This is a genomic window from Pedobacter petrophilus, assembly GCF_009674725.1.
In the GTDB taxonomy this organism is placed as follows: domain Bacteria; phylum Bacteroidota; class Bacteroidia; order Sphingobacteriales; family Sphingobacteriaceae; genus Pedobacter; species Pedobacter petrophilus.
This window is the reverse complement of sequence record NZ_WKKH01000015.1, coordinates 1-25,844: the sequence shown is the minus strand read 5'-3', so window position 1 is coordinate 25,844 and position 25,844 is coordinate 1. Positions and strand designations below refer to the sequence as shown.

The window sequence follows — 25,844 nt, the reverse complement described above, 5'->3', positions numbered from 1 at the left end:
ACCGCCTTCATTTCGGAATCAGAAATTATGCCATATCTTTGGCGGGATCACAATCATTAATGGATACGAAAAAAAACATTGCAATCATTGGCCTTGGATATGTTGGCCTGCCCCTGGCTATAGAATTTGCTAAACACTTTAAGGTGACCGGCTTTGATACTAACGAAAGCAGGGTAAAGAGTTTAAATGAATTGGTCGATTTAACGCATGAGGCAAATCTACAAGACCTGAGTTTGGCGCTTAACCGTGCCGGACAAGAAAAAGGCCTTACCTTAACTTCTGATCTGGCTGATCTTTCCAATTGCCAGATTTATATAGTTACGGTTCCTACCCCAATTGATCATTTAAAAAGGCCAGACCTTCAGCCTTTATTAAAAGCGAGCGGAATGATCGGCTCGTTATTAAAAAAGGGCGATCTGGTTATTTACGAATCAACCGTATATCCTGGCTGTACAGAAGAAGACTGCGTACCTGAGCTTGAGCGAATATCTGGCTTAAAATATAATCAGGAGTTCTTCTGTGGTTATTCACCAGAACGCATTAATCCGGGAGATAAAATCAATACCCTTACTAAAATAAAAAAAGTTACCTCCGGGTCTACCCCGGCTATTGCCCTTCAGGTTGATGAATTGTACTCCACCATCATTACGGCGGGTACCCACCTGGCGCCAAGTATTAAAGTAGCAGAAGCATCAAAAGCTATCGAAAATGCACAGCGAGATGTTAACATCTCCTTTGTAAATGAACTGGCTTTGATTTTCGATCGGATGGATATTGATACCGCTGATGTGTTGGCTGCAGCAGCAACCAAGTGGAATTTCTTAAATTATAAACCCGGCCTGGTTGGTGGACACTGCATAGGTGTAGACCCTTATTACCTGGCTCATAAATCAGAAGCTTTAGGTTATAAACCAGAAGTGATTCTTTCCGGAAGACGCGTGAACGATAATATGGGTATGTTCGTGGCAAATAAAATTATCAAAATGCTTGTCGCCCGGAATAAACAGATTCAGGCTGCCAAAGTGTTGATCCTCGGTTTTACTTTCAAAGAAAATTGTCCGGATACCAGAAATACCAAAGTAATCGACATTTATAAAGAACTCCAGTCTTTCAGTATTCAGGCTGATATTTATGATCCCTGGGCAAATGATCAGGAAGTCCACCGTGAATATGGCATAAGCCTGATTCCTGAAGGTGATTTTACGGGTTACGATGCCGTAATTCTGGCTGTGGCACACCACGATTTTAAAGATATAAACTTCAAATTGTTAAAAGATAAGGGCGCAGTCATTTTTGATACCAAGTCTTTTATTAACAGGGAGTTTGTTGATGCGAGGCTGTGAGCGCAGTTGGTAGTTGAAAGCTTATTTATCATCATTAGTAGCTTATTTACGCTTAAACGGTGAAAAGAAAATGAAAAGTATAAAGACCGGAACAGGAACCATTAACAGCATTCGTTAACCCAATTTCTTTTACATTCAGCAGTTTTGCAGGGTGTCCTATTTATTTATAACATTAAATCTTGTATGAAGGACTATTCCTGTGTTCAAAAGCCAAAAGTGTTTTTGTTAATCAAAATAAATTATTCTGTATGTTTGCAATTCAAAATTTAAAATAGTTTATGAAAGTTGCTTTAATTACAGGTGTAACTGGACAGGATGGTGCATACCTAGCAGAATTTTTGCTTAAAAAAGGGTATTTTGTACATGGATTAAAGAGACGTTCCTCTTCCTTCAATACCGACCGTATTGATCACCTTTACCAGGACCAGCATGAAAGCAATGTTCGTTTTAAGTTACATTATGGTGATTTAACCGATTCAACTAACCTGATCAGAATTGTTCAGGAAGTACAGCCAGATGAAATCTATAATCTTGCTGCCATGAGCCATGTTCAGGTAAGTTTTGAAATGCCGGAGTATACCGCGAATGCAGACGGAATCGGAACCTTACGTTTACTGGAGGCCGTCAGGATTTTAGGCTTAACGGAAAAAACAAAAATATATCAGGCATCTACTTCTGAGTTATACGGTTTAGTGCAGGCGGTTCCGCAGAGCGAAACGACTCCTTTTTATCCGCGCTCCCCTTACGCCGCCGCGAAAATGTATGCCTACTGGATTACTGTAAATTACCGGGAGGCTTACAACATGTTTGCTTGTAATGGTATTTTGTTTAACCATGAAAGTCCGTTGCGGGGTGAGACTTTTGTAACCAGAAAAATAACAAGAGCATCATGTAAAATTGCTTTAGGCCTTCAAAGCTGTTTATATTTAGGTAACCTTTCTGCGCAAAGGGATTGGGGCCACGCCAAAGATTATATTGAGGCGATGTGGTTAATCCTGCAACAAGAACGTGCGGAAGACTTTGTAATTGCTACAGGTGTTACCACCACTGTTCGTGATTTTGTTAGAATGAGTTTTGCTGAACTGGGCATTGAAATTGAATTTTCAGGAAAAGATGAACATGAAAAAGGCGTAATTATCGATGTCGATGAACAAGTAATTAAAACGCTTGGTTTAAATAGCGAATTGCTAAAGCCGGGACAAACCGTAGTTCGGGTAGATCCAAAATATTTCAGACCAACAGAAGTAGATTTATTATTGGGCGATCCTACAAAATCTAAAACCCAATTGGGTTGGGAGCCTAAATATGATCTTCCCTTGTTAGTTAAAGATATGATTTCATCTGATCTGAATTTAATGAAAAAGGATGAATACCTCAGGCAAGGTGGTTATAAAACGCTAAATTACTTTGAATAACAGTAAATAATAATGAGGTATCTTTGAAAATTAGTTAAGTCTGGCAGGAATGCTTCATGATTCCGCGACATCAGTTCTACTATTAATAGGTATTTCAGGGATTTTGTTAGTATTAGCTGCTTTTTTTAGTAATTTTGTGGATTGCATTTCAAGAAAGACAAAAACTAATCCACAATGTTTATTAACAGGTGTAAGTGGTTAGGGAATGATCAAAATTGCCGCATCTCAAACCATATTTCCATATTCTGATAAGATGTTTAACTTTTTTACCAAAAAAAATAAAATTACTGATATTTCCTGGTTGGGAATTGACATGCACTCCCATATTTTACCAGGAATTGATGACGGGTCTCCGGATGTAGCTACTTCTTTAAGGTTTGTAAAGGCTTTGGAAGATTTAGGCTTCAGTCAGCTTATCGCTACGCCGCATATTTTCAAAGAATTATATCCAAATACTAAAATCACCATTGATCAGGCCAGGTTTGCTTTGCAACTTGCCATGGATCAGTCGCAGGTATCCCTTAAATTAGATTCGGGGGCCGAATACATGATTGATCAGGATTTCGATCTGGAAGCAGAGATGTGTGCTATTCAGGAAAAGTTTCTTTTAATAGAGATGTCTTACCTCAATGAAAGTCCGAATATTAGTCAGAGGGTGTTTGATGTGGAAATTAAGGGTTACAGACCTATTTTAGCCCATCCGGAACGGTATACTTTTTATTTTAAAGACCGGGCCAGGCTAAATCGCTTTAAAGAAAAGGGATGTTTACTTCAGCTTAATCTCTTATCGATAGTTGGTTATTATGGAAAAGAAGTAAAACAGTTTGCAGAGTACCTGTTAAAAGAAAACATGTATGATCTGGCTGGAACAGATTTACACCATGATAAACACCTGCATACCTTAACCGATGCTGTTCAAAGTGGAAAACTATATGATCTGATTGGGCAATATCCTTTTAAAAACAATGAGCTGTTTGGTCAGGGCTTAACTGAAACCCTGTAAAATTTCTAATCTATTGCTGCATTAACATCCTTCCTAAAAACGGGTGTTAATGTTTTATGCTGCTGCCTCATGCAATGAAATAATTTTGTATTTTTGGGGCAACATAGCATATAAATAAAATGATATTGTGTATGGTAAGGGTTTGATAAGAACTTCTCTGCATAATTTCATAAACTACCTACACATGAAGTTTAAAAATTTACTTAAGGCACTTTTAATTTTTTGTGCCTTTATCCTTTCTCAATCTCTATATGCTCAAACCAATTATGCCGATGTAAAGGTTGATGAACTGAGTGATGCAAAAATCAGAGAGTTGATGCAACGCGCAGAATCTATCGGGTATAATGATACACAGCTGGAGCAATTGGCATTGGCACAAGGTATGCCACAAACCGAAATAGAAAAACTTCGTGGAAGGGTAGAAAAAATCAGAAAGCAGGATGGTACGGGTACTACCAATACGAATAGTGCTCAAACTGTAAATAAACCCTTTGTAGATGTAGAACGTTCGCGGGTAAATAGTTCGCAAAGTAAAATTGATTCATTGAAAAAGATCAATGCAGCCTTATCTGCTCAGGCGTTAGCCAATGCAGAAGAACTTAATAATCTTAAAATATTCGGGGAAGAACTTTTTGGCTCGAGTACGCAAACTTTCGAGCCAAACCTGAGGATGGCCACGCCAAAGAGTTATGTAGTGGGGCCGGATGACGAACTGTTAATCGATATCACAGGCGATAATGAAGTAAGTTACAAATCGAAGGTTAGTCCGGATGGCACGATAAGGGTACAGTATGTAGGCCTCATTTCTGTTGCAGGTCTGAATATCGAACAGGCAACTTCAAAAATCAAATCATCCCTTTCAGGCACTTATCCAGCCATAAAATCAGGAAGGACTTCTGTTTCCATTACGCTGGGGAACATTAAAAGTATTTCCATCACCGTTATTGGAGAAGCGACCAAGCCCGGAGCCTACACCTTATCGTCCTTATCATCTTTATTTAATGTATTAAGTAGCGCAGGCGGGCCAAATAAAAACGGAACCTACCGGAATATTCAGGTCATTAGAAATAATAAATTAATTTATACTGTAGATATTTATGACTTTTTATTAAATGGGATTCAAAAGGGCAACATTCGTTTGCAGGATCAGGATGTCATTAATATTCCGGTATATCAAACCCGGATTGCTTTATCAGGACGGGTAAAACGTCCGGCTTATTTTGAAATTAAAGAAAGTGAAACACTGGCAGATGCTTTGCGTTTTGCTGGCGGCTTTGCTAATGATGCCTATTCGGCACAAATCAAAGTGCTTCAAAATACCAACAGGGAACGTAAAATTACAGATGTTCCTGAATCAGAATTCAATACCTATAAACCGAAAAACGGCGATAAGTATGTGGTGGAGCGTATCCTAGACCGCTTTGCCAATCGCGTTGAAATAGATGGTGCGGTGTTCCGTCCGGGACAGTATGAACTTGATGATCAATTGACGCTTAAAAGTCTGATTCAAAAGGCTGACGGAATTAAAGAAGAAGCTTTCTTAAACAGGGGATACATCTCCAGGTTAAATGCAGATAACAGTCTGGCCCTGGTGTCTTTTGATTTGGGTAAAATTATGGACGGTACAGCACCGGATATTAAATTGCAGCGGGAAGATAAAGTGAGTATCAAATCGATATTTGAGTTACGTGAAGAATTCAGGGTAACCATACAAGGTGAAGTAAGGCAGCCGGGTACTTTTGTTTATGCAGATGGAATGAATCTGGAATCATTGATTCAGATGGCCGGCGGTTTTAGGGAAAGTGCTACACCGAACAGAATTGAAATTTCCAGAAGGATTAAAAATAGTGATGCGATGTCGGTATCGGCACAAACGGCCGAGGTATTTACGGTAAATGTAGATCCGGATCTGAAAATACAGAACCAGGACTTTGTACTAAAGCCATTTGATATTGTGTCCATCAGAAGTTCAGAAAGTTATCATACGCAACGGCAGATCCGGATAGAGGGTGAAGTATTATATCCGGGGATTTATACCGTAACCAAAAAAGATGAAAGAATCTCCGATATCATTAAGCGGGCCGGAGGTTTGAGTCCGCTAGCTTATGTAGAAGGAGCATCCTTACGCAGAACCGGTAAAGGAGATTTGAGAATGGATAGTTTAGAAACCAGAAGAGAAGAAAGAGAGAAACTTTTGAATCTCCAGCGTTTAAAACAATCAGGCGCAAGAGATACCACGAGTCTTGATAAAGACCTGGAAATCTTGAGAAGTGATCTTGTAGGTATAGATTTAAAGAAAATTATGAGTAAGCCTTTATCCAGAAATGATTTAATCATAGAAAACGGAGATGTAATCAGGGTACCCAAAGAGCTTCAAACGGTTCGTGTTACCGGTGAGGTGCTGAAACCAAATAGCATTGTTTATACCAAAGGAAAAAGTTTTACCGGTTACATTAGCGGTTCGGGCGGTTTCAGCTATAATGCCTATAAAAAAGGTGCATTTATTGTTTATTCAAACGGATCAGTGGCGGCAAACCGGAAGTTTTTATTCTTCAACAATTTCCCACAGGTAAAGCCGGGCGCCGAAATTTTTGTGCCTAAAAGAGCGGAACGCGAAAAATTAAACGCAGCCACCTTTATAGGTATATCAACAGGGATAGCCTCACTGGCAGCCATTATTGTTAGTTTATTACGTTAAGCCATGTCTGAAACCAATCATAAAGAAATTACGCTGAAAGAACTGGCCATTAAATCGAATGAGTGGTTATCCTACCTTCGGTCAAAATGGCTCGTTATTCTTATCGGTTGTTTAATTGGCGTAGCATTAGGATACCTTTATGCCTCCTATAAAAAACCAAAGTATGTAGCGGCAAGTATTTTTGCGCTTGAAGATGCAAACGGAGGCGGAAGCCTTGGCCAAATGGCAGGCCTTGCTTCTATGGTTGGGATTGAAATCGGAAGTTCAGGAAATGGTGGGGTATTTCAGGGCGATAACCTGATTGAGTTGTATAAATCGCGGACCATGATTCAGCAGGCACTTTTATCTGAAGCAGACTTTAACGGAAAGAAGCAGTTGCTTATTGATCGTTATCTGGATTTCAATAACCTGAAAGCAAAATGGCCGCAACATCCTATATTAAAAAACATCAATTTCAAGGTCGATCAGGATGCCCGCTTAAACCGTGCTCAAGATAGTATTCTGGGCGAAGTGGTTAAAGAAATTGGTAAAAACAACCTGGTAGTTACCAAGCCAGATAAAAAATTAAGCATTTTAAAGGTTCAGGTCACTTCTAAAGATGAGTTGTTTTCCAAGACATTTGATGATGAGATTGTAAAAACCGTAAATGAGTTTTACGTACAAACGAAGACAAAAAAATCGCTGCAAAATGTGGCTATTTTACAACATCAGACAGACTCTGTTAAACGAGCGTTAAATGGCGCACTGGCTGGAATGGCATCCTTAACCGATGCTAATCCGAATGCTAACCCTGCCAGGCAAATTTTAAAAGTACCTTCACAGCGGAGACAGGTAGATGCGCAGGCCAACACTGCTATTTTAACCGAACTGGTTAAAAACCTGGAAATGTCTAAGGTATCGCAGCGGAAAGAAATGCCATTAATACAAATGATCGATGCACCGGTTCTGCCTTTAACCAGGTTAGCAACGACTAAAACACAAGGTATGGTTTCTGGTTTTTTTCTTGCTGGGTTTTTAATGTCGGCTATGTTGCTGTTAAGACGTGGATTTTTATTGATGATTAAATAATGCATGTCGGGATTAAAGAAAAATATTGCCTTTAATACGCTCTTATCCATCTCTCAAATATTATTTCCGCTTGTTACTTTTCCCTATGCTTCCAGGATACTGGGGCCAGCGGGTATGGGCGCTGTAAATTTTGCAGATAATTTTATCACTTACTTTTTAATTTTCTCGGCCCTTGGCATTCCATTATATGGGGTTAGAGAGATTGCAAAAGTGAAAAATGATACGATAGCCCTTGGGCGTGTTTTCTCTGCACTTATCTTTATTCACCTCATTACTTCGGTAATCTCTATTGTCATCTTACTGGTGATTAGTTTATCTACCGAAAAGCTATCGGCAAATTTTCAGCTTTATCAGATTGGGATGGCCATTTTGCTGGGCAATGTTTTTATCGCAGAATGGTTTTTTCAGGGGGTAGAGAAGTTTAAATATATTGCCATTCGAACGGTTTCAATCCGTCTGTTTACCATACTTTTACTTTTTGCTTTGGTACATTCTATAGCCGATCGAAATACTTATTATGCATTGAATCTGGTTGCTACGCTGCTGGCCGCTGCAACCAATATGTATTCAGTGAGTAAGATGGTGAAGATTTCTTTCAAAAACCTTGAATTGAAGCATCACCTTAAGCCGCTGTTCATCATATTTTCTAACAGTATTATTACGACCATTTACCTGGTTTTTGACACGATTATTTTAGGCTTTTTAACAGGCGATGTTCAGGTAGGGTATTATGCTGCTGCCATGAGGATAAGTAAAATTTCGCTCGCGGTTATTGGCGTTTTATCAGCGGTGCTACTGCCCCGGCTTACCATAGCTTTTAAAGAAAAAAACTGGTCTGAAGCGAAATTGTTATTAAATAAGTCAATCAACTTCGTGGTATTTCTCAGTATACCCATCGCCATCGGAACCTATTGCCTGTCAGAAGAAATTATCCGTTTGTTTGCGGGGCAACAATATTTACCGGCCGTAAGCGCCCTTCAAATTCTTTGCTTTATTGTGGTGTTTGTTGGGATGGCACAAGTATTTGCCCATCAAATCCTCCTGCCTTTACACCAGGAAAGAAAGATCCTTTATGCTTCACTTTTTGGCGTAGTGGTTAGTCTCGGGCTAAACTTTCTTTTAATCCCAGTCTATAAGCAGAATGGTGCAGCCATCAGTTCACTGGCTACTGAATTTAGTGTTACCCTCCTGTTATTTTACTTTTCGCTGAAGTTGTTTAAGGTGAAATTTCCTTTTTTAGAAACGCTGCAGGCATTGCTTACTTCTGCATTATTTTTTCTGATCAAGATGTTGGTTTTAAAGATTAGTACGTTACCAGTGGTAGTGGTGATGATCACAGTACCATTATCTGGTTTGGTTTACCTGTCCATGCAGGTATTTGTTTGGAAGAATAAAAATGTAGTGGAGATTTTGTCAGGTTTTGGTCCTTTAAAGTTTCTTCAAAAAATATAATGATGAGCGTTTGTGTGGTTATCCCGGTTTACAGTAATCAGATTCGTTCGTTTGAACAAATTTCGATGGATCAGTGTTTCCGGATTTTGGGTGAACACGACATCTATTTTATTTTACCTAAAAGGCTGGAGTCGTTTATCAAAAATAATAAGTATGTGCTTGCCAACCAGGCAAAATATAAAACCTTTGACGATCATTTTTTCGCGGATATACCTGCCTATAACCGGTTAATGAAATTTAACGGGTTGTATGAAAGTTTTCTTCCTTATGATTTTATGCTCATTCATCAGCTGGATGCCTTTGTTTTTAAAGATGAGCTCACAGCATGGTGCCAAAAAGGTTATGATAATATTGGAGCACCTTTATTTGAAGGGCATGATTTAGCACTGTCTAGCAGCCCCCTGGTGAGTTTAGGCAATGGTGGATTCTGCCTGAGGAACGTTAAAAAATGCTATGATGTAGTTACGCGGTTTAAAAAACTTGAATTTACGAGGACATTTGATGATGAAAACAGGCCGTTTTACATCAATTTCTACCGTTACATCAAGCATCAGCTGGTGTATATTTATTCGGGCTATCCTTTCCAGCCGATCATCAATGAAGATCTCTTCTGGGCGGAAGTTATCCCTCACAATTTTCCTGATTTCAAAATGCCTGATATAAAAGAAGCCATGAAATTCAGCTTTGAAGTTAATCCGGAGGTACTTTTTGAGTTGAATAACCATGAATTGCCTTTTGGATGCCATGCCTGGTGGAAATACAATCTTGGTTTTTGGCAAAAGCATATTAACCAGTTTGGCTATGATATTAAGGTTGACTAAAGTTTTATAAAAATTTGCACATTTGTAACCTATGGGAATAAAACTGCGCCTGTTGCAATCCAATGATGAAGAATACTTTCTTGATTGTATTGATGAATTATACAGTACGATAGAAAAAACGCCCTCGATATTTGAAACCGAAAGGATGCCTGTTAAACATTCCCGGTTTAAATCTTTTTTAGTTAGAAAACTGGCAAGCTATCCTGCTTTATTTAAATTAAAGCTCAGGATGGGAAATAAAAAAGCAGTGAATTTTGTTTCGATGATTAGTGGCGATTTCCGGTTGCTCATTCCTTATGCCTTTACCACCAAACTGAACTTTATTTACATGTATGATGTATGGCCAAGGTTTCACCGGTGGATATTTCCACTGCTCGACTTTTTCCATGTGCGGTATGTTTTCTTTTCTTCCAGGCAGGTGCTGGAAAATTTTAATCAAAAGTATAGTCACGTAAAATGTAAAGCGATGTGGCTTCCCGAAGCTTTATTGGTGCAGGATTACGGTTTCAACAGTTTTAAGGATAAAACTATTGATGTGCTTGAATTCGGGAGGATGTATGATGCATATCATGATTTAATCGTTGCACCATTGGCTGCGCAGGGAAAAAAACATATTTATCGAAAGCCAGATATGAACCTGCTTTTTCCTGATAAGAAAAGCTTTTCAGCTGCTTTGGCTTCCGCAAAGGTTGTCATCTGTGTACCGTCTAATATTACCCATCCCCATCGGGCAGAATATATTTCTTCTATGACGTTAAGGTATCTGCAGGCCATGGCCTCAAAATGCCTAATTGTTGGTGTTTTGCCATCAGATATGGAAGAATTGTTTGGTTACAACCCGATTGTAGAAATTGATTTGGAAAATGCCGGAAACCAGATGCTGGAAGTTCTGGCTCAATATAGCGACTACGAATCACTTATCGAGCGAAATTATCAGCATGTAATCCGTCATCATCAATGGGAGAACCGCTGGAAAATCATTCAGCAAAAAATACAGGAAGCTTTATGATTGAGCCATTGGTAAGTATTATTATCCCATCTTTTAATTATGCGCACCTGATTGTTGAAACACTGGAAAGCATCATTAAACAGCGTTATGCAAACTGGGAATGTATTATTGTTGATGATGGCTCTACCGACCACACTGCTGTAGTTGTCAGGCAGTTCATCGCCGCGCACCCCGGCTATCACATCATTTTCCATCCGGTAAAAAATGGAGGTACATCTGCTGCGAAGAATACCGGAATAGCACTTTCGAAAGGTAAGTACCTGCAATTTTTAGATGCGGATGATTTGTTAAGTGAGGATAAATTAAGTATTCAGGCTGACCTTGCTGAACGGTTCGGTGCCGGACTGGTGTTCTCTAAAGCAGATTATTTCGTCGATGACGCTGCCGGACGGAACATCGTTCAAAAATATCCGGAAGGTTTTTTAGCAAAAGAGACCCTGAAAGATTTTGCGCTTTTTAAAAGAATCATTGTAAATAATGTACTCACCATTAATAGTCCACTGGTAGAGAAAAAGCTCATCGTAGCTGCCGGGATGTTTGACCCGGAGTTAAAAAATAATGAAGACTGGATGCTGTGGTTTAAGGTAGCCCTTCTTCACCCTCATTTCATTTTTGATGGAGACGACCGTTCTGCCGCATTGATTCGCCTGCATGGAAACAGTGCCATTAATAATAAGAAAAATATGTTTTTAGGCGAAGTTGTTGTTCGAACGAATATAGATGCGGCGCTTTCTCAATTAGAAGTGGGTCATGAAAACACTTATTTAAAAAGATTAAATCTCGATCTGCTTGCACTTCATGAAGTTCGGTCTCTTCAAATTTCAAAAGGTCTCCGTTATATTTTCAGTAGTTTTGCAGGCAACCCGTTGCATGGGGGGGGCTTATTAATGAAAGGCATGTTAAGATTAGGCATCAGGTTATATAGAAACGTAAGATAAATGGTTATTAAACCCTACATATTAATCCTGATTATTGCCGCATTTCTATTTGTAGATGTCTACCTGCTGGTAAGATATGCATCCTGGGGCTGTGCCATTGAAGAGTTGGTTCCCTTTGCTGTATTTTTACTCATTGCAGAAGGGTTGTCTATCTTTTCTATTGTTCGTTTCGGACAAATCATTAATCCGTTTACCATCTATAGTATTTTCGTTTATATTGCTGGTTTTTCATTTCTCCTGGTTTCAGACCGGCAGGTAGATTACGAATTACAGTTTGCCCTGATGATGATTCTCAGTGTGGCATTCTTCGTTATTGGCGGTTTAGTATCCATGAAAACCTATTCTTTTAGTTTTAGAAACTATATCCCACCGCTCAGTACCAGGGTAAGTTTAGCCTTTTTACTGCTTGTATTTGTTGCGGGTATCGGTGTATTTGTACTGGAGGTTGGCCAGTTGGGTTATTTGCCTGTTTTAAATTTAGGGAATGCTGCAGTATACCAGGATCTTAATGAAAATGATGTAACGCCATTGCACAATTTTATCGTGTTAAATTCGGTATTGCCAGCCATGTTCTACATTCTTTTTAAAAAGAAAACCTTACGTTTCTGGCAATTTATCGCACTCAGCATGGTTTGTGGTTTCATCATCCTCAATTTTTTTAGCAGGCAGATTATTGTGCTGTTTTTCTTCTCTATGCTAATTGCCTACAGTTATTACAAAACCATTCCGCTGTTAAAATTATTCTCTATTGGTGCAGCCTGTATTGTGTTGTTTATCGTTTTGGGGCAATTGCGGGGGAGCTCATCCGATGAGGGTAATGAAATGTCTGTAAATGAATTTTTAAGAGATTATGGCGATATTACCAAGCCTACCAATATCATAGAAACCTACCTTTCTTTATATGGTGCCGTAAATTTCTCTGCCGGAAACGAAATCGTAAGCACGGCCTTGCGGGATGATTACATTAGTTATGGGGTGTATTCGGCCAGACCGGTAATCACCGTTTTGCCTATCGATAAAAATGCACTCTATCCGCCATTATACAGTTCTTACGTTAAAATCGGAACGTATATTGTAGACCCCTTTCTTGATTTCAGGTGGTTTGGCGTGGTGGTGCTGAATTTTCTTTACGGGTTTCTATCCATGAATTCTTTCAAGAACTACATTGCTAAAAATGGCGAATACTATATTGTGGAATGGTCATTGTTCATTTTCTGCATCTTTATGAGTTCATTTACCAATTTCTACCACATGTTTTTCGTGGCTTTCTTTTTTATCGTTAACCGGATTGCCATCAAATAAGATGAGTAAAGCGCCTGTTTTAACCCTCCTCATGGCCACTTATAATGGCGCAGAATACCTGGAAAGGCAGCTTGAGAGTATTTTGAACCAATCTTATCCTACCTGGGAATTGATTATCCGCGACGATCAATCCAGTGACGGTACATTACAGATTATAAAAGCTTACGTTGAAAAAGATCCCCGGATTAAATTGATTCATTACGGATCAGCGCATGGATCGGCTTGCCGTAATTTCTCTGCACTTTTCGACTGGGCTTATGCAAACGACAAAGGGTATATCTTGTTTGCAGACCAGGATGATATCTGGTTACCCCAGAAACTGGAAAGATCTTTAGCCGGAATTATCAGGCATGAAAACGCCTATCCGGCAAATTTCCCTTTATTATGCTATTCCAATCTTAGTTTTATTGATGAGCAAGACCAGCAGATTGATGCCCGATTACCGTTACCTCAGGAATTAAAACTGGAGGTACTGATTAACGAAAACTATGCATGGGGTTGTACCATGATTTTAAACCGGGCTGCCATTCAAAAGATTCAGCATATCCCGGCCGATTCTGTAAACCATGATTATTATGTGGCCCTGGTGGTTTCTGCTTTTGGCAAAAATATCTTAATAGATGAAGACCTGATCCTATACCGGCAGCATCAAAAAAATGTGAGCGGTAATGTAGGTAAGATGACTTCTATGAGTCGTTTTAACCGTTATTTTAAAGATACGGAATCCATGTTGACGCCATTAATCGATAACTATAACCTGGTTCAGTCGTTTTTTAACCGTTATCAGGTTGAAATGAACAGTCAACAAAGGGCGATGGTTGGCCGCTTTTTGCAGCAATATAAAAGAAGCTTTCCTGCATTGTTTTTGGCCATGTGGAAACACAAAATTTTTAAAATAGGATTGGGTAAAAATGTAGTGTACTTTTACACTTTATATCTTTTGAGGAAAAAGGTGATGGCGCATGTTAAAGCGGGAAGTACCTCATGAAAATACATTTCGATAATATTATTTACAGCCTGCAAAGGGCCGGAGGAATTTCTACCTATTGGACAGAACTCATTTCCAGGCTGCTGCGCGATCAGCATGAGGTATCTTTTACGGAGTTGCCGCATCAAAATATTTCGCGGCTGGCGTTAGATATTCCCGAACAATATTTATCGGTAACAAAAGGGAAGCGTGTGCTGCTCAACCGCTTTAAAGTATTGCCGCTGGTAAAAGAACAAGATCCATTTATCTTCCACTCCAGCTATAACCGCATTACGGGAAATCCTCATGCCAGGCAAGTGATTACCATTCACGATTTTGTACATGAGAAATTTTATCGCGGTTTACGCCGGTACCTGCACCTTTATCAAAAAAATAAAGCCATCATTGCTGCTGAAAAAATAATTGTCGTTTCAGAAAATACCAGGCAAGATCTTCTGCACTTTCATCCTTATTTAAAGGAGGAGCATATTTCTGTTATCCATAACGGGGTTTCAGATGAATTTTATCCACTGGCAACCAGATCCGATACTTCCTCCAGGCCCTACCTTTTATTTATCGGTTCCAGGGCATACTATAAAAACTTCCATTTTGCTATTGATTTATTGAACAGGCTAACCGACTTTGATTTTTGCATTGTGGGATCAGCATTATCAGCGCAGGAAACCCTGTTACTGAATCAAAAAATTCAGGGGCGCTGGAAAATGTTTGCCAACATAGACAACCAACAGCTGAATCAGGTATATAATGAAGCTTATGCGTTAATTTATCCATCTTCATATGAAGGCTTTGGCATTCCTTTACTCGAAGTGATGAAAACTGGAACTCCTTTTGTGGCGTTAAATAAATCTTCCATTCCGGAGGTAGCCGGAAAAGCCGGGATTTTGGTTGACGAGCTTGATCTTGATGCTTTTGAACAAGCTGTTCTCCGTATTCAGGGGAACGAAGCATCGTTTAACGCCCTGGGGCAACAACAAGCCAGTCAATTTTCCTGGGAGAAGTGTTTCCAGGAGACTTTACAGGTATACCACAAATTAATATAATGAAGATTTCAATCATCACGGTAGTTTACAATAATCATAAAACGATAAAAACAGCAATCGATTCTGTTTTAGGTCAGCATTATCAAAATATAGAATACATCATTATAGATGGGAACTCTACAGATGGAACAACAGACTTCATTTATAGTTATGGCGATTCCATCAGCAAGGTCATTTCCGAGCCCGATAAAGGGATTTATGATGCCATGAACAAAGGGATTGCCCTTTGCACCGGCGAAGTGATCGGCATTTTAAATTCTGATGATGTTTATGCCCATCGCAACGTTTTAAGCGAAGTGATGAAGCAGTTTACTGAAGATGCAGCATTGGATCTGGTTTACGGTGATCTGGTTTATGTTAAAAATAACGATCTTGATCAGGTGGTTCGAACATGGATTTCCAAACCTTACTATCCGAAATTCTTTGAAGACGGGCATGTTCCGCCACATCCTTCCCTGTTTATTAAAAGGTCAGTTTATCAAAAAGTAGGTTTGTTTAACCTGGAAATGCGGCTGGCCGCAGATTATGAATTTATGCTGAGGCTTTTTAAACTGCATCAATATAAAAGTAAATATTTAAACCATTTATTGGTGAAGATGCGTTTAGGCGGAGCCACAAATGCGAGTATTAAAAACATTGTTAACGGCAACCTGGAAATTTTAAGGGCATGGAAAATTAATCACCTGAAAGCCCCTTTTCTCCTGATGCCCAGGCGAATTGCCAAAAGACTAATTCAGTTTGCAAAATGAGGATTATTTTAACCGGCGCAAATGGCTTCCTTGGGAAAGCCATTTATCATCATTTTTCGGCAGAGACTGTTTTTAGATTAGGCCGGACAGCAGGTGAACTGATTGTAGATTTGGAACATGATCTTCCAGCACTTCCGCCTGCTGATTTAGTGATTCATGCAGCAGGCAAAGCGCACTCAGTTCCGCGGACACCAGCGGAAAAGGAAGCTTTTAAAAATGTAAACGTAGCAGGTACCAGGCGTTTACTTACGACTTTGAAACAAGCAGACGTTCTGCCAAAGTATTTTGTATTTATCAGTTCAATTGCGGTTTATGGGTTAGAAAAGGGTACATTAATAGATGAAAATCATCCTTTGGCGGCTACCGATCCATATGGCAGGAGCAAAATTGAGGCAGAAGCTTTAGTATCCGCCTGGTGCAAGGAAAATAATGTAGTGTGTAGTATTTTGCGGTTACCGCTTTTGGCGGGTACAAATCCTCCGGGCAACCTTCAATCTATGATCAAAGCCATTAAAAAAGGTTATTACTTCGATGTAAATGTGCCAGATGTAAAAAAAAGTATGGTACTCATTGATGATGTAGCCGTTTTTATAGAGCAGGTTCACCAACTTGGGGGAATCTTTAATTTAACTGATGGTTATCACCCTACTTTCAGGGAAATTTCCAACCTGATTGCTCAACAGCTTCATCAAAAAAATGCAGTAGTTATGCCTTATCTTTTCATTAAAGCCCTTGCGTTTGTGGGGAATTTTTTGGGACCGAAGTTTCCTTTGAACAGCAAAAAACTAGATAAGATTACCAATACATTAACTTTTACCGATCAAAAGGCAAGAACAGTTGCAGGCTGGCAACCTAAAGCCGTGCTTGAAAACTTTACGATATGATTGATTTTACCTTAATTATCTTTACTGTTTTTTTGTTTGCTATAATGTGGTTATACCTCTACATTGCAGAAAAAAACGATATTATAGACCGGCCCAATGCCCGAAGTTCTCATTCGGTTCATACCATCAGGGGCGGGGGAATTATTTTTCCATTGGCCCTGGTTTTTGAGTATGCTTATTCTGGCTTTCATTATGGCTGGTTTATACTGGGTTTAGTACTGATTAGTGCAATAAGTTTTCTTGATGACCTTAAACCGCAGGATTCTAAATTGCGGTTTAGCATACACCTCATGGCTGTTGCCTTATTGTTTTATCAGCTTAACCTCTTTACTTTCCCCTGGTACCTGATTGTTGTGGCCCTGTTTTTTGTGATTGGAAGTATCAATGCCGTAAATTTTATGGATGGCATTAACGGAATCACCGGTAGTTACGCTTTGCTCACTTTGCTTACCTTACTCTATATCAATAATAATGAAACGCTTTTTGCAGATCAAATGGTGCTGATCATCGCCATTATTGCTGTTCTGATTTTTAACTTCTTTAACTTTCGCAAAAACGCAAGGTGTTTTGCAGGCGATGTAGGAAGCGTGAGCATTGCTTTCATTATTTTATTTTTCATTTTGAAACTCATCATCGCAACTGAGAACCTGAGTTATATTTTATTGCTGCTGGTGTATGGATGGGACGTAGTGAGTACCATCCTTTTCCGGTTGATCAGAAGAGAAAATATCAGTGAAGCCCACCGGACGCACTTTTATCAGTTTCTCGCCAATGAGAAAAAAATTCCCCATTTAAACGTTGCAATCGGCTATTGCCTGGTTCAGCTGGGGGTTAACGCCTGCTTAATTTATCGTTCAACAAACAATTTATCTTATCTTGCGCTGATTTTAATCATAACAGGTACGTTTATTGTGGTGTTGCGGTTGATTATTCAGGGCAGACGCCAGTTAATACACAGTAACCATGCAGATAATAGTTAAAGAAACCGGTGTTTAGCAAAGTTAATATAGTTCCCCGCTGGCTCATCTTCATCATAGATTTGATGATTTGCCTGATCTCCCTTGGAGCCGCCTATTTTATTAGGTATAATTTTGATATCACCGATTTAGATGTGATCTTTTTTAGCCGTAGTGCATTGGTTACCATTGCAATTAATATTGTTGTTTTTCTATCCGTAAAATCCTATAGTGGGATTATTCGTTATACCAGCGCTCAGGATACCTTGCGCATTTTGTTTGCTGTGGTATTAAGCAGCGCAATTTTATTTGTGCTAAATGTAACTATTCTCGCGTTTAGTGCTAAGATGCTCATCTCCAACATCATCGTGGTGGTTTATGGTTTAGTGAGCTTTGTATTGCTGATCACTTATCGGATTTTAATCAAATACTTTTTCACTTACGTTAAAAACCTCCACCTGGATAAAATGCGGGTGGTTATTTATGGCGCGGGCGAGGCCGGTGTGGCCACCAAAAGAACGTTTGATCACGATAACCGCGTGAATAAAAACATTGTTGCTTTTGTAGATGATGATGTTCGGAAAGTAGGGAAAACCATCGATGGGGTGAGGATTCTGGATGCAAAGGAATTAAGGCTTTTGATCTCCAACAGGGAGATAGACGAACTTATTTTTGCTTCCTTCAGTATCCCGATTGAGGTGAAAAATGAAATTGTTGATGCCTGCCTGGCTTATGATGTCGTGGTGTTAAACATTCCACCTTCCAACGTCTGGATTGACGGGAAATTACAATCTTCCCAAATTCAGAACCTGAATATTGAAGATCTGCTTAACCGGAAAACCATCGAAATCGACGTAGAAGGCATCCGGAGCCAGATTAAAAATAAACGAATCTTAATTACGGGCGCTGCCGGTTCTATTGGCAGTGAAATTGTGCGCCAGTTGCTGAAGTTTGAACCCAGCCTGATTATCCTGAATGATCAGTCTGAAACTGCCCTCCACGACCTATACCTCGAGCTGGAAGAGTCTAGTCAGAATGCCAACTATCATGCCGCCGTAGGCGATGCACGCGATATCAACAGAATGGAATACCTGTTTCAGACTTACAAACCACATTTTGTTTACCATGCAGCAGCATATAAACATGTGCCTTTAATGGAGGATAACCCTTGCGAAGCCATAAAAACCAATGTGATGGGTACCAAAATCCTTGCCGATTTATCCGTAAAATACGGGGTACGTAAATTTGTAATGATCTCTACCGATAAAGCCGTTAACCCTACCAATATCATGGGTGCGTCAAAAAGAATTGCGGAGATTTATGTACAGTCTTTAAACAATACTTTAATTAATCAAAACCATATCTTTAGCAACGGATTAAGTTATATTAATGACCTGAATGTTAAGCCCATTACGAAGTTTATTACCACAAGGTTTGGCAATGTACTGGGCTCTAATGGCTCGGTGATTCCCCGGTTTAAACACCAGATCGAAAAGGGAGGGCCGGTTACAGTTACGCATCCGGAAATTACCCGTTATTTTATGACCATTCCAGAGGCTTGCCGTTTGGTACTGGAGGCCGGAAATATGGGTGTTGGGGGCGAGATTTACATCTTTGATATGGGTAAATCGGTTAAAATTGTAGAGCTGGCCAAAAAGATGATTCGTTTAGCCGGACTGATCCCTAACCAAGACATTAAGATTCAGTATAGTGGTCTCCGTCCCGGTGAAAAATTATTTGAAGAGTTATTAAATGATAACGAGAATACCATGCCTACCCATCACCATAAAATCATGATCGGGAAAGTAAGGGAATATATATTTAATGATGTAGAACAACACATCTACAAACTGATCAACTGTGCCAAATCAAACGATAACAGACAGGTGGTGGTGATGATGAAACAACTGGTACAAGAATACAAGAGCAATAATTCAATTTACGAAGAACTAGACCATACGGATGAAAAGAACTAATACCCCGCTTATAATCTTATTGTTTGCCATCATTACATTATTTGCGATAAATAATGTAGCCTTTGCGCAAACTCCAAATCAAAATATTCCATATTCTTACCAGTTTTATCAAAAATTAAATCCTTCTGTTTATGATATTAACTCCAGCTTCCACAGTTCTATAAGGGGTTTTTATGCTGATGATAGCTTGTTGGTGGGTCAATACCAGTCTTTAATGAAAATGGGCGTAGATAGCCTGAACAAAAGAAGCTGGGTAAGAAGAAAACTGACAGATGAGCATCTGGTCAATTTTAATGGTGATGATTACAACGTTTATATTGATTTCCTGCCTGATTTCCAGATCGGAAGGGAGTTTAAAGAAAGTAAAACGACCTGGTTAAACACCCGGGGCTTCCAGATTGGTGGCGACATTGGCAAGCAGTTCTCCTTTTATGCCAGTGCTTACGAAAATCAAGGGGTATTTGCCAACTACGTCACCGACTTCATTAACACCAACCAGGTGGTGCCAAGTGAAATGACCGGTAAATTAGATGGCAAAACAAAAGATTGGTCTTACGCTACTGCATTGCTTTCTTTTACTGCCAATAAGCATTTAAACATTGCCTTAGGTTACGATAAAAATTTTATCGGTGATGGTTACCGTTCCATGTTGCTTTCGGATGTTGCTGCAAACTATTCCTTTTTAAGGTTAAGGGCTACTTTGGGGAACGTGCAATACCAAACCATTTTCGCTTATATGTTAGATCCCGGTGCGGAAAGGTTTACAGAAGACCGCAGGCTGGGCGATCGTGGTAAGTGGATGGCTGCGCATTACCTGGACTGGAACATTACCAAACGTTTCTCTGCAAGCTTTTTCCAGGCAGTAACCTGGGCTGATGCCGAAAAGGAAGGGAAAAGAGGCTTCGATTTTAATTACGCACACCCGTTTATATTCCTGCGTTCTGTAGAAAGTGCCAATACCACTTCTCCGGACAAAATGCGTTTGGGTGTTAATTTAAAGTATGAAATCCTGGATAAAACGACCATTTATGGTCAGTTTATGTTTGATGAGTTTACAGCTAAAGAAATATTTTCAAGCAATGGCTATTGGGCCAATAAACATGCCATTCAGGTGGGTTTCAGGGGTTCAGATTTATTTAAGGTACCCCGTTTAAATTACCTGGCAGAATTTAACACTGCTAAACCTTATACCTACGCCCACTTCGATCGTGTTTCAAATTACGCAGCCATGAACCAGCCCCTGGCTCACCCCTTTGGCGCCAACTTCAGGGAGTTTTTGGGTTTGTTGAATTATAGCTATAAACGATTTGATTTTCAGGGTCAAATGATTTATGCCAACTATGGTGCAGATCCGGCAGGCTTGAATTATGGAAAAAATATCTTTTTAAGTTATGAAACCCGGGTACAGGATTATGGTGTGAGTACCGGTCAGGGAATAAAAACAAACTTATTCTTTACAGAAGCAAAGGTTTCTTATCTGATCAATCCAAAATACAACCTTCGCGCTGAAATAGGCGGAATCATCAGAAGGGAGTCTTCCGCATTAACTACTCAAAATACCGGCTTAGTAACGTTTGGTGTAAGAAGTACCTTCAGAAATTTATACAGAGATTTTTAGATTCAATCTGGCTATTTCAGGAAGAGTTTACGAAGGTTTCGGAGTGTGTTCGTTTTTCGTTGCTCGTTGTTCGTTTGATGGGATACAAGGTATAGATAAACGATTATGTTCAAAAAATCGCTGCGAACTGAAGTGGAGTGGAGTGAAGGTGTGAAGCAATCTATCTTATTGTGGCTTATCAATCATTTGGCCGCTGCGCTGGCTTGCCTCGGCTGGCCGCCGAAAGGCTCTTACTTTTTTGCTTGATCAAAAAAGTAACAAAAAAATCAAGGCTTGGAACTGATGTCGGATAAAATCGTTAAAGCTTTTTTTCGGCAGCACAAGCACCCGATGAAGAATCGGGAGAGAACGCGCTGCCTTGGGTTGTGGTGGTTTGAAAGGTTGTGGGAGAAGCTTTAAACGTTTTCTCCTTCCATCATTTCCCAGGCCGGAGGGCAGGGTGGAAATAGCATCATGGAAATAGCGATGTGCTTCATTAGATTCATGAGGTTATTGAATGTAAACATTGTTTTCGCCATTGCATGAACAGTGGGTTAAAGCGGTAGTCCTTCTGAACTTAATTCAGGACCTATTCCTTATACGAAAAATCATTGCGAACTGAAGTTGGGGTTGAGTGAGGGTGTGAAGCAATCTATCTTATTGTGGCTTATCAATCATTTGGCTGCTGCGCTGGCTTGCCTCGGCTGGCCGCCGAAGGGTTATCTTCTTTTTCTTGACAAAAAGAAGCAAAACTCAAGGCTTGGAACTGATGTCGGATAAAATCGTTAAAGCTTAATTTCGGCAGCACAAGCACCCGATGAAGGATCGGGAGAGAACGCGCTGCCTTGGGTAGTGGTGGTTTGAAAGATTGTAGTCAAAGCTTTAAACGTTTTCTCCTTCCATCATTTCCCAGGCCGGAGAGCAGGATGATGATAACAGGGTTCGCCCTCTCTGTAGTTCTGAAGGATGTTGATTATAAAAAATCAATATGATGAATTGCCTGATGTATTTGAGGTGTAGATGTTTAAAAATAAACTGTTAAGGCAGGCATTCTAATAACAAGCTCCTGTGTTTCTTAGTGCCTTTCTCGGTATTCTTTGTGGTTTATTTTTCCATTGCTATCCACGTAATAACGCCGGTAAGCAGAAATGCAATCTGTATCACAAGTCTAAATTTCTCTGTCTATATTTCGAATCTTTTTGGGTGAACATTTATCCTGTAATTATCTCATATTCATCTCTGCGTTAAGGATTAATTTCTTACTTTTGCCAAAAAAACACAAACCTAAACAGGATGATACGCGATACCAAAATCTTTGAACTAATTGATAAGGAATTAAACCGCCAGGAACATGGTTTAGAACTTATTGCATCTGAAAACTTTGTAAGCAAGCAAGTGATGGAAGCTGCCGGTTCAGTTTTAACAAACAAATATGCTGAAGGCTTACCAGGGAAACGCTATTATGGCGGTTGCCAGGTTGTTGATGTGGTAGAGCAAATTGCTATTGATAGGGCAAAAGAATTATTTGGTGCAGCATGGGTAAATGTTCAGCCGCATTCTGGCGCACAGGCAAATGCAGCGGTAATGCTGGCTGTTTTGCAAGCCGGAGATAAAATTTTAGGTTTTGATCTTTCTCATGGTGGCCACTTAACACACGGTTCGCCTGTAAACTTTTCCGGAAAACTTTATCAGCCCTTATTTTATGGTGTAGAAAAAGAGACTGGATTAATTGATTATAAAAAGCTGGAAGAAGTTGCTTTAGCAGAAAAACCGAAATTAATTATCTGTGGCGCTTCTGCTTATTCCCGTGAGTGGGATTATGCCTTCATTCGTTCGGTAGCAGATAAAATCGGCGCTTTGGTTTTAGCTGATATTTCTCACCCTGCCGGGTTGATTGCAAAAGGTTTACTGGCAAACCCACTTCCTCATTGCCATATTGTAACCACTACCACACATAAAACTTTGCGTGGTCCACGTGGTGGGATGATTATGATGGGGAAGGATTTTGAAAACCCATGGGGATTAAAAACACCGAAAGGCGAAACGCGCATGATGAGCAATTTGTTGGATATGGCTGTTTTTCCAGGTACGCAGGGTGGGCCGCTAGAGCATATTATTGCGGCTAAAGCCATTGCTTTTGGCGAAGCCTTAACTGAAGAATATGGTACCTATATTAAACAGGTTGCTGCGAATGCACAGGCGATGGCAAAAGCTTTCGTGGCTAAAGGTTACGGAATTATTTCTGGTGGTACAGATAATCACTTGATGTTAATCGATTTGAGGAACAAAAACATTACCGGAAAGGCTGCAGAAAATGCATTAGAGAAAGCTGAAATAACGGTAAATAAAAACATGGTTCCTTTTGATGATAAATCTCCTTTTGTTACTTCTGGAATTCGTGTAGGTACAGCGGCGATTACCACACGTGGTTTGAAAGAATCTGAAATGGAAAAAATTGTTGATCTGATTGATCAGGTGTTAACTCATCCAGACGATGAAGCCAATTTAAATGCAGTTAAAGATGAAGTGATTAAACTGGTAAGCGCTTTTCCTTTATATAAATAATATCAAACCTTCGCGGTTAAATAATATGGAGCTTTGCATTAATTTGTAAAGCTCTTTTTGATTACCAGATTGTGATGATCCATCCGGTTGATTAAATTGCGCTAATTTTATGGTTAGATCCGTAACCTTATCTTCCAAGAGGTTCTGGAAATCTTAGCAAAAAGTAAAGGGCCGATATCCTAAAAAGAAATATCGACCCTTACCATCTAAATTAACGCTCTCGGTATAATAACACGATGGCGTGCTAATAGTTTTTGAAACTTAACAAAAACTTAATATATCTCGTAACAACCTTATGTAGAAGGAAATTTTTTTGTTTTTCTTTCAGGTCTTTTTGTAGATAGCCACTGAAGTTTGCATTTTGATTTTTATTTATCTGGTGATCGAACCTTGTGAAGTGAAAATGGTATCATTTCATTTATTTTAAAACCAATTGTATCGAAGGATCAAATGTTGACTGTCCGCGTTTGCTGCATGCCGAAACCAGAAACATAAAAAGAAACCCATCAATCCTTTGGCGCGTGATGTAAAGAGGCGAAAATTATTCTGCGAAAGCTACCGCTGCAATACTAACTTTTAGGGCGCCATGAGCTAATAAAATGTTCGCGCAGGATTCGAGGGTAGCGCCGGTGGTAATCACATCATCTACTAATAAGATATGTTTGCCTACAATTAAATCACCTTTTTTAATTTTGAAAACAGCTTTCATATTCTCATATCTGCTAAACCGCGTTTTTTTCGTCTGACTTTCTGTAGCAACCGATCGGATCAAAATGCTTTCATCTGCAGGGAGATTCATATGCGCTGCGATACCATCAGCAATAAAACTACTTTGATTATAGCCCCTTGATCGTAATTTATGTTTGTGCAGGGGTACGGGGATAATAAAATCGATATCCGAATAATGCGGACTTGCATTTAACCGTTCCCCGATCATGGTGCCCAATAAAATCCCTACATCTGTTTTACCATTGTATTTTAAACTATGAATCAGTTTTTGAGCTTTTGCACCTTTCCTGAAATAAAGCATTGCCATGGCGGCATTTAAAGGCACCCTACCCCATAGCTGTTTAATTACCCTGTTCTCTTGATAAAGGTGATAATCTGTGAAAGGGAGGTCAAATAAGCATTTTGTACAAATAAGCTTTTCGCTATGGAACAAGCTGGTTCCACAGGCATTGCAAAGATTTGGAAATAATAAGCCCAACAAATCATTTCCCCAACGAGATATTAATAGCATTTAACTAAGCTATTGATTATAGCGATAAGTTGTACGGGATTGGTAGGGATTTTATTCATGTCCTGCCCGGAAAGGCTTGTTTTCTTTTGGCGCCAAAAGAAACAAAAGTGCCGGCTCGCAATTTTTCTATCTAAGTCAGTAGTTAGGCTTGGACAGTGCCATCCCAAAAAATTGACCATGCCGGTCTAAGAGCAGAACGAAGAAACAATGGTTTGGCCTTGTTAGGTGGTTACAGCGATCGCTATACGCGTTAAGTCATCGTGTGAAAATAAACACTAGATTTTTTACCCTCTGCATTTAGTGTAAGTCAGGCTTAGTTAGTGCCAACCCTAAAAATTGACCAGGCTTTCGCATCCCAAGCTAAGCATTACAGGTTTTTGTTCTGCTTAATCCCCCACGTACCTGGGTCGCTGCTTTTTCTTACACTATATTATATAAGGTATCAACTATAACATCACTATCTTACGAAAGCATGAATCATCTCAAGCTATAAATCACAAAGCTCTATTATCCGGCTAATCCATTACCTAAATCAACTTTTACCTGCCTGAAAATTCCTCTCAACCATATACGATCGATCGCTACTAACCCGCTAACCTTTTTTCAACCAACCCCTCAAAACCCCCTTCTTTCCAAAAGGTTTTACCTTTTTTAGATTTTTCCCTGATGATTTCCAGCTGCTTACGGTTTTGGCTTCATTTTATCCTGTTATTGATTTGTGGCGGTGGTAATTTTTGCTACCTTTGCATCCCGCTTCGGAGGAAACGGATGGGCTGAAAAGCAGGTTAATGATGTTGTGA

The 25,844-nt window shown here is 39.6% G+C and carries 19 protein-coding genes; 18 read left to right on the top strand and 1 reads right to left on the bottom strand.

Annotation, left to right across the window (positions count from 1 at the left end; genetic code table 11):
* Nucleotides 1-59 precede the first annotated feature (59 nt).
* The 18 genes from GJU39_RS11455 to glyA all read left to right on the top strand — a co-directional run bounded on the left by GJU39_RS11455 (nt 60) and on the right by glyA (nt 23,804).
* Nucleotides 60-1,343 carry a nucleotide sugar dehydrogenase gene (locus GJU39_RS11455; RefSeq protein ID WP_154280937.1) on the top strand — a complete coding sequence of 428 codons (1,284 nt, stop codon included), beginning with the start codon at nt 60-62 and terminating at the stop codon, nt 1,341-1,343.
* Nucleotides 1,344-1,621: 278 nt separating this feature from the next.
* Nucleotides 1,622-2,758, top strand: coding sequence for a GDP-mannose 4,6-dehydratase (gene gmd, locus GJU39_RS11450; protein ID WP_154280936.1), 1,137 nt, complete (start codon nt 1,622-1,624; stop codon nt 2,756-2,758).
* A 205-nt stretch (nt 2,759-2,963) separates the two neighbouring features.
* Nucleotides 2,964-3,761, top strand: a complete 798-nt coding sequence (locus GJU39_RS11445; protein ID WP_245227818.1) for a tyrosine-protein phosphatase — start codon at nt 2,964-2,966, stop codon at nt 3,759-3,761.
* A gap of 184 nt (nt 3,762-3,945) precedes the next feature.
* The gene (locus tag GJU39_RS11440; protein WP_154280935.1) at nt 3,946-6,459 is read left to right on the top strand and encodes an SLBB domain-containing protein; all 2,514 of its coding nucleotides are present in this window, start codon (nt 3,946-3,948) and stop codon (nt 6,457-6,459) included.
* 3 nt (nt 6,460-6,462) lie between these two features.
* Complete coding sequence (locus GJU39_RS11435; protein ID WP_154280934.1) at nt 6,463-7,527, top strand: GumC domain-containing protein; 1,065 nt, start codon at nt 6,463-6,465, stop codon at nt 7,525-7,527.
* Between the two features lie 3 nt (nt 7,528-7,530).
* A complete protein-coding gene (locus tag GJU39_RS11430) occupies nt 7,531-8,979 on the top strand; it encodes a flippase (protein WP_154280933.1) in 1,449 nt (482 codons plus the stop codon).
* Complete coding sequence (locus tag GJU39_RS11425; protein WP_154280932.1) at nt 8,979-9,800, top strand: DUF5672 family protein; 822 nt, start codon at nt 8,979-8,981, stop codon at nt 9,798-9,800. Before GJU39_RS11430 ends, GJU39_RS11425 begins: the two co-directional genes overlap by 1 nt.
* Before the next feature lie 31 nt (nt 9,801-9,831).
* Nucleotides 9,832-10,809 carry a glycosyltransferase gene (locus GJU39_RS11420; protein ID WP_154280931.1) on the top strand — a complete coding sequence of 326 codons (978 nt, stop codon included), beginning with the start codon at nt 9,832-9,834 and terminating at the stop codon, nt 10,807-10,809.
* The gene (locus tag GJU39_RS11415; protein WP_154280930.1) at nt 10,758-11,747 is read left to right on the top strand and encodes a glycosyltransferase family 2 protein; all 990 of its coding nucleotides are present in this window, start codon (nt 10,758-10,760) and stop codon (nt 11,745-11,747) included. Before GJU39_RS11420 ends, GJU39_RS11415 begins: the two co-directional genes overlap by 52 nt.
* Complete coding sequence (locus GJU39_RS11410) at nt 11,748-13,049, top strand: O-antigen polymerase (protein ID WP_154280929.1); 1,302 nt, start codon at nt 11,748-11,750, stop codon at nt 13,047-13,049.
* Nucleotide 13,050: 1 nt separating this feature from the next.
* Nucleotides 13,051-14,037 carry a glycosyltransferase family 2 protein gene (locus GJU39_RS11405; protein WP_154280928.1) on the top strand — a complete coding sequence of 329 codons (987 nt, stop codon included), beginning with the start codon at nt 13,051-13,053 and terminating at the stop codon, nt 14,035-14,037.
* On the top strand, nt 14,034-15,077 hold the full coding sequence (locus GJU39_RS11400; RefSeq protein ID WP_154280927.1) for a glycosyltransferase family 4 protein: 1,044 nt from the start codon (nt 14,034-14,036) through the stop codon (nt 15,075-15,077). Before GJU39_RS11405 ends, GJU39_RS11400 begins: the two co-directional genes overlap by 4 nt.
* On the top strand, nt 15,077-15,826 hold the full coding sequence (locus tag GJU39_RS11395; RefSeq protein ID WP_154280926.1) for a glycosyltransferase family 2 protein: 750 nt from the start codon (nt 15,077-15,079) through the stop codon (nt 15,824-15,826). Before GJU39_RS11400 ends, GJU39_RS11395 begins: the two co-directional genes overlap by 1 nt.
* Nucleotides 15,823-16,710 carry an NAD-dependent epimerase/dehydratase family protein gene (locus GJU39_RS11390; RefSeq protein WP_154280925.1) on the top strand — a complete coding sequence of 296 codons (888 nt, stop codon included), beginning with the start codon at nt 15,823-15,825 and terminating at the stop codon, nt 16,708-16,710. The genes GJU39_RS11395 and GJU39_RS11390 overlap by 4 nt, the downstream gene beginning before the upstream one ends.
* The gene (locus GJU39_RS11385; protein ID WP_209437632.1) at nt 16,707-17,690 is read left to right on the top strand and encodes an MraY family glycosyltransferase; all 984 of its coding nucleotides are present in this window, start codon (nt 16,707-16,709) and stop codon (nt 17,688-17,690) included. Before GJU39_RS11390 ends, GJU39_RS11385 begins: the two co-directional genes overlap by 4 nt.
* Before the next feature lie 8 nt (nt 17,691-17,698).
* The gene (locus GJU39_RS11380; RefSeq protein WP_342448202.1) at nt 17,699-19,642 is read left to right on the top strand and encodes a polysaccharide biosynthesis protein; all 1,944 of its coding nucleotides are present in this window, start codon (nt 17,699-17,701) and stop codon (nt 19,640-19,642) included.
* Complete coding sequence (locus GJU39_RS11375) at nt 19,629-21,260, top strand: gliding motility protein RemB (RefSeq protein ID WP_154280924.1); 1,632 nt, start codon at nt 19,629-19,631, stop codon at nt 21,258-21,260. The genes GJU39_RS11380 and GJU39_RS11375 overlap by 14 nt, the downstream gene beginning before the upstream one ends.
* A gap of 1,272 nt (nt 21,261-22,532) precedes the next feature.
* Nucleotides 22,533-23,804, top strand: a complete 1,272-nt coding sequence (glyA, locus tag GJU39_RS11370; protein WP_154280923.1) for a serine hydroxymethyltransferase — start codon at nt 22,533-22,535, stop codon at nt 23,802-23,804.
* Nucleotides 23,805-24,345: 541 nt separating this feature from the next.
* On the opposite strand, the gene GJU39_RS11365 is transcribed toward glyA, so the two are convergent.
* Complete coding sequence (locus GJU39_RS11365; protein WP_154280922.1) at nt 24,346-25,044, bottom strand: ComF family protein; 699 nt, start codon at nt 25,042-25,044, stop codon at nt 24,346-24,348.
* Nucleotides 25,045-25,844: the final 800 nt, after the last annotated feature.

What these genes read in the sequence shown, in the direction of transcription:
- GJU39_RS11455 (WP_154280937.1), top strand. Translation starts at nt 60, where the DNA reads ATGGATACGAAAAAAAACATTGCAATCATTGGCCTTGGATATGTTGGC.
- gmd (WP_154280936.1), top strand. Translation starts at nt 1,622, where the DNA reads ATGAAAGTTGCTTTAATTACAGGTGTAACTGGACAGGATGGTGCATAC.
- GJU39_RS11445 (WP_245227818.1), top strand. Translation starts at nt 2,964, where the DNA reads ATGATCAAAATTGCCGCATCTCAAACCATATTTCCATATTCTGATAAG.
- GJU39_RS11440 (WP_154280935.1), top strand. Translation starts at nt 3,946, where the DNA reads ATGAAGTTTAAAAATTTACTTAAGGCACTTTTAATTTTTTGTGCCTTT.
- GJU39_RS11435 (WP_154280934.1), top strand. Translation starts at nt 6,463, where the DNA reads ATGTCTGAAACCAATCATAAAGAAATTACGCTGAAAGAACTGGCCATT.
- GJU39_RS11430 (WP_154280933.1), top strand. Translation starts at nt 7,531, where the DNA reads ATGTCGGGATTAAAGAAAAATATTGCCTTTAATACGCTCTTATCCATC.
- GJU39_RS11425 (WP_154280932.1), top strand. Translation starts at nt 8,979, where the DNA reads ATGATGAGCGTTTGTGTGGTTATCCCGGTTTACAGTAATCAGATTCGT.
- GJU39_RS11420 (WP_154280931.1), top strand. Translation starts at nt 9,832, where the DNA reads ATGGGAATAAAACTGCGCCTGTTGCAATCCAATGATGAAGAATACTTT.
- GJU39_RS11415 (WP_154280930.1), top strand. Translation starts at nt 10,758, where the DNA reads ATGGGAGAACCGCTGGAAAATCATTCAGCAAAAAATACAGGAAGCTTT.
- GJU39_RS11410 (WP_154280929.1), top strand. Translation starts at nt 11,748, where the DNA reads ATGGTTATTAAACCCTACATATTAATCCTGATTATTGCCGCATTTCTA.
- GJU39_RS11405 (WP_154280928.1), top strand. Translation starts at nt 13,051, where the DNA reads ATGAGTAAAGCGCCTGTTTTAACCCTCCTCATGGCCACTTATAATGGC.
- GJU39_RS11400 (WP_154280927.1), top strand. Translation starts at nt 14,034, where the DNA reads ATGAAAATACATTTCGATAATATTATTTACAGCCTGCAAAGGGCCGGA.
- GJU39_RS11395 (WP_154280926.1), top strand. Translation starts at nt 15,077, where the DNA reads ATGAAGATTTCAATCATCACGGTAGTTTACAATAATCATAAAACGATA.
- GJU39_RS11390 (WP_154280925.1), top strand. Translation starts at nt 15,823, where the DNA reads ATGAGGATTATTTTAACCGGCGCAAATGGCTTCCTTGGGAAAGCCATT.
- GJU39_RS11385 (WP_209437632.1), top strand. Translation starts at nt 16,707, where the DNA reads ATGATTGATTTTACCTTAATTATCTTTACTGTTTTTTTGTTTGCTATA.
- GJU39_RS11375 (WP_154280924.1), top strand. Translation starts at nt 19,629, where the DNA reads ATGAAAAGAACTAATACCCCGCTTATAATCTTATTGTTTGCCATCATT.
- glyA (WP_154280923.1), top strand. Translation starts at nt 22,533, where the DNA reads ATGATACGCGATACCAAAATCTTTGAACTAATTGATAAGGAATTAAAC.
- GJU39_RS11365 (WP_154280922.1), bottom strand. Translation starts at nt 25,044, where the DNA reads ATGCTATTAATATCTCGTTGGGGAAATGATTTGTTGGGCTTATTATTT.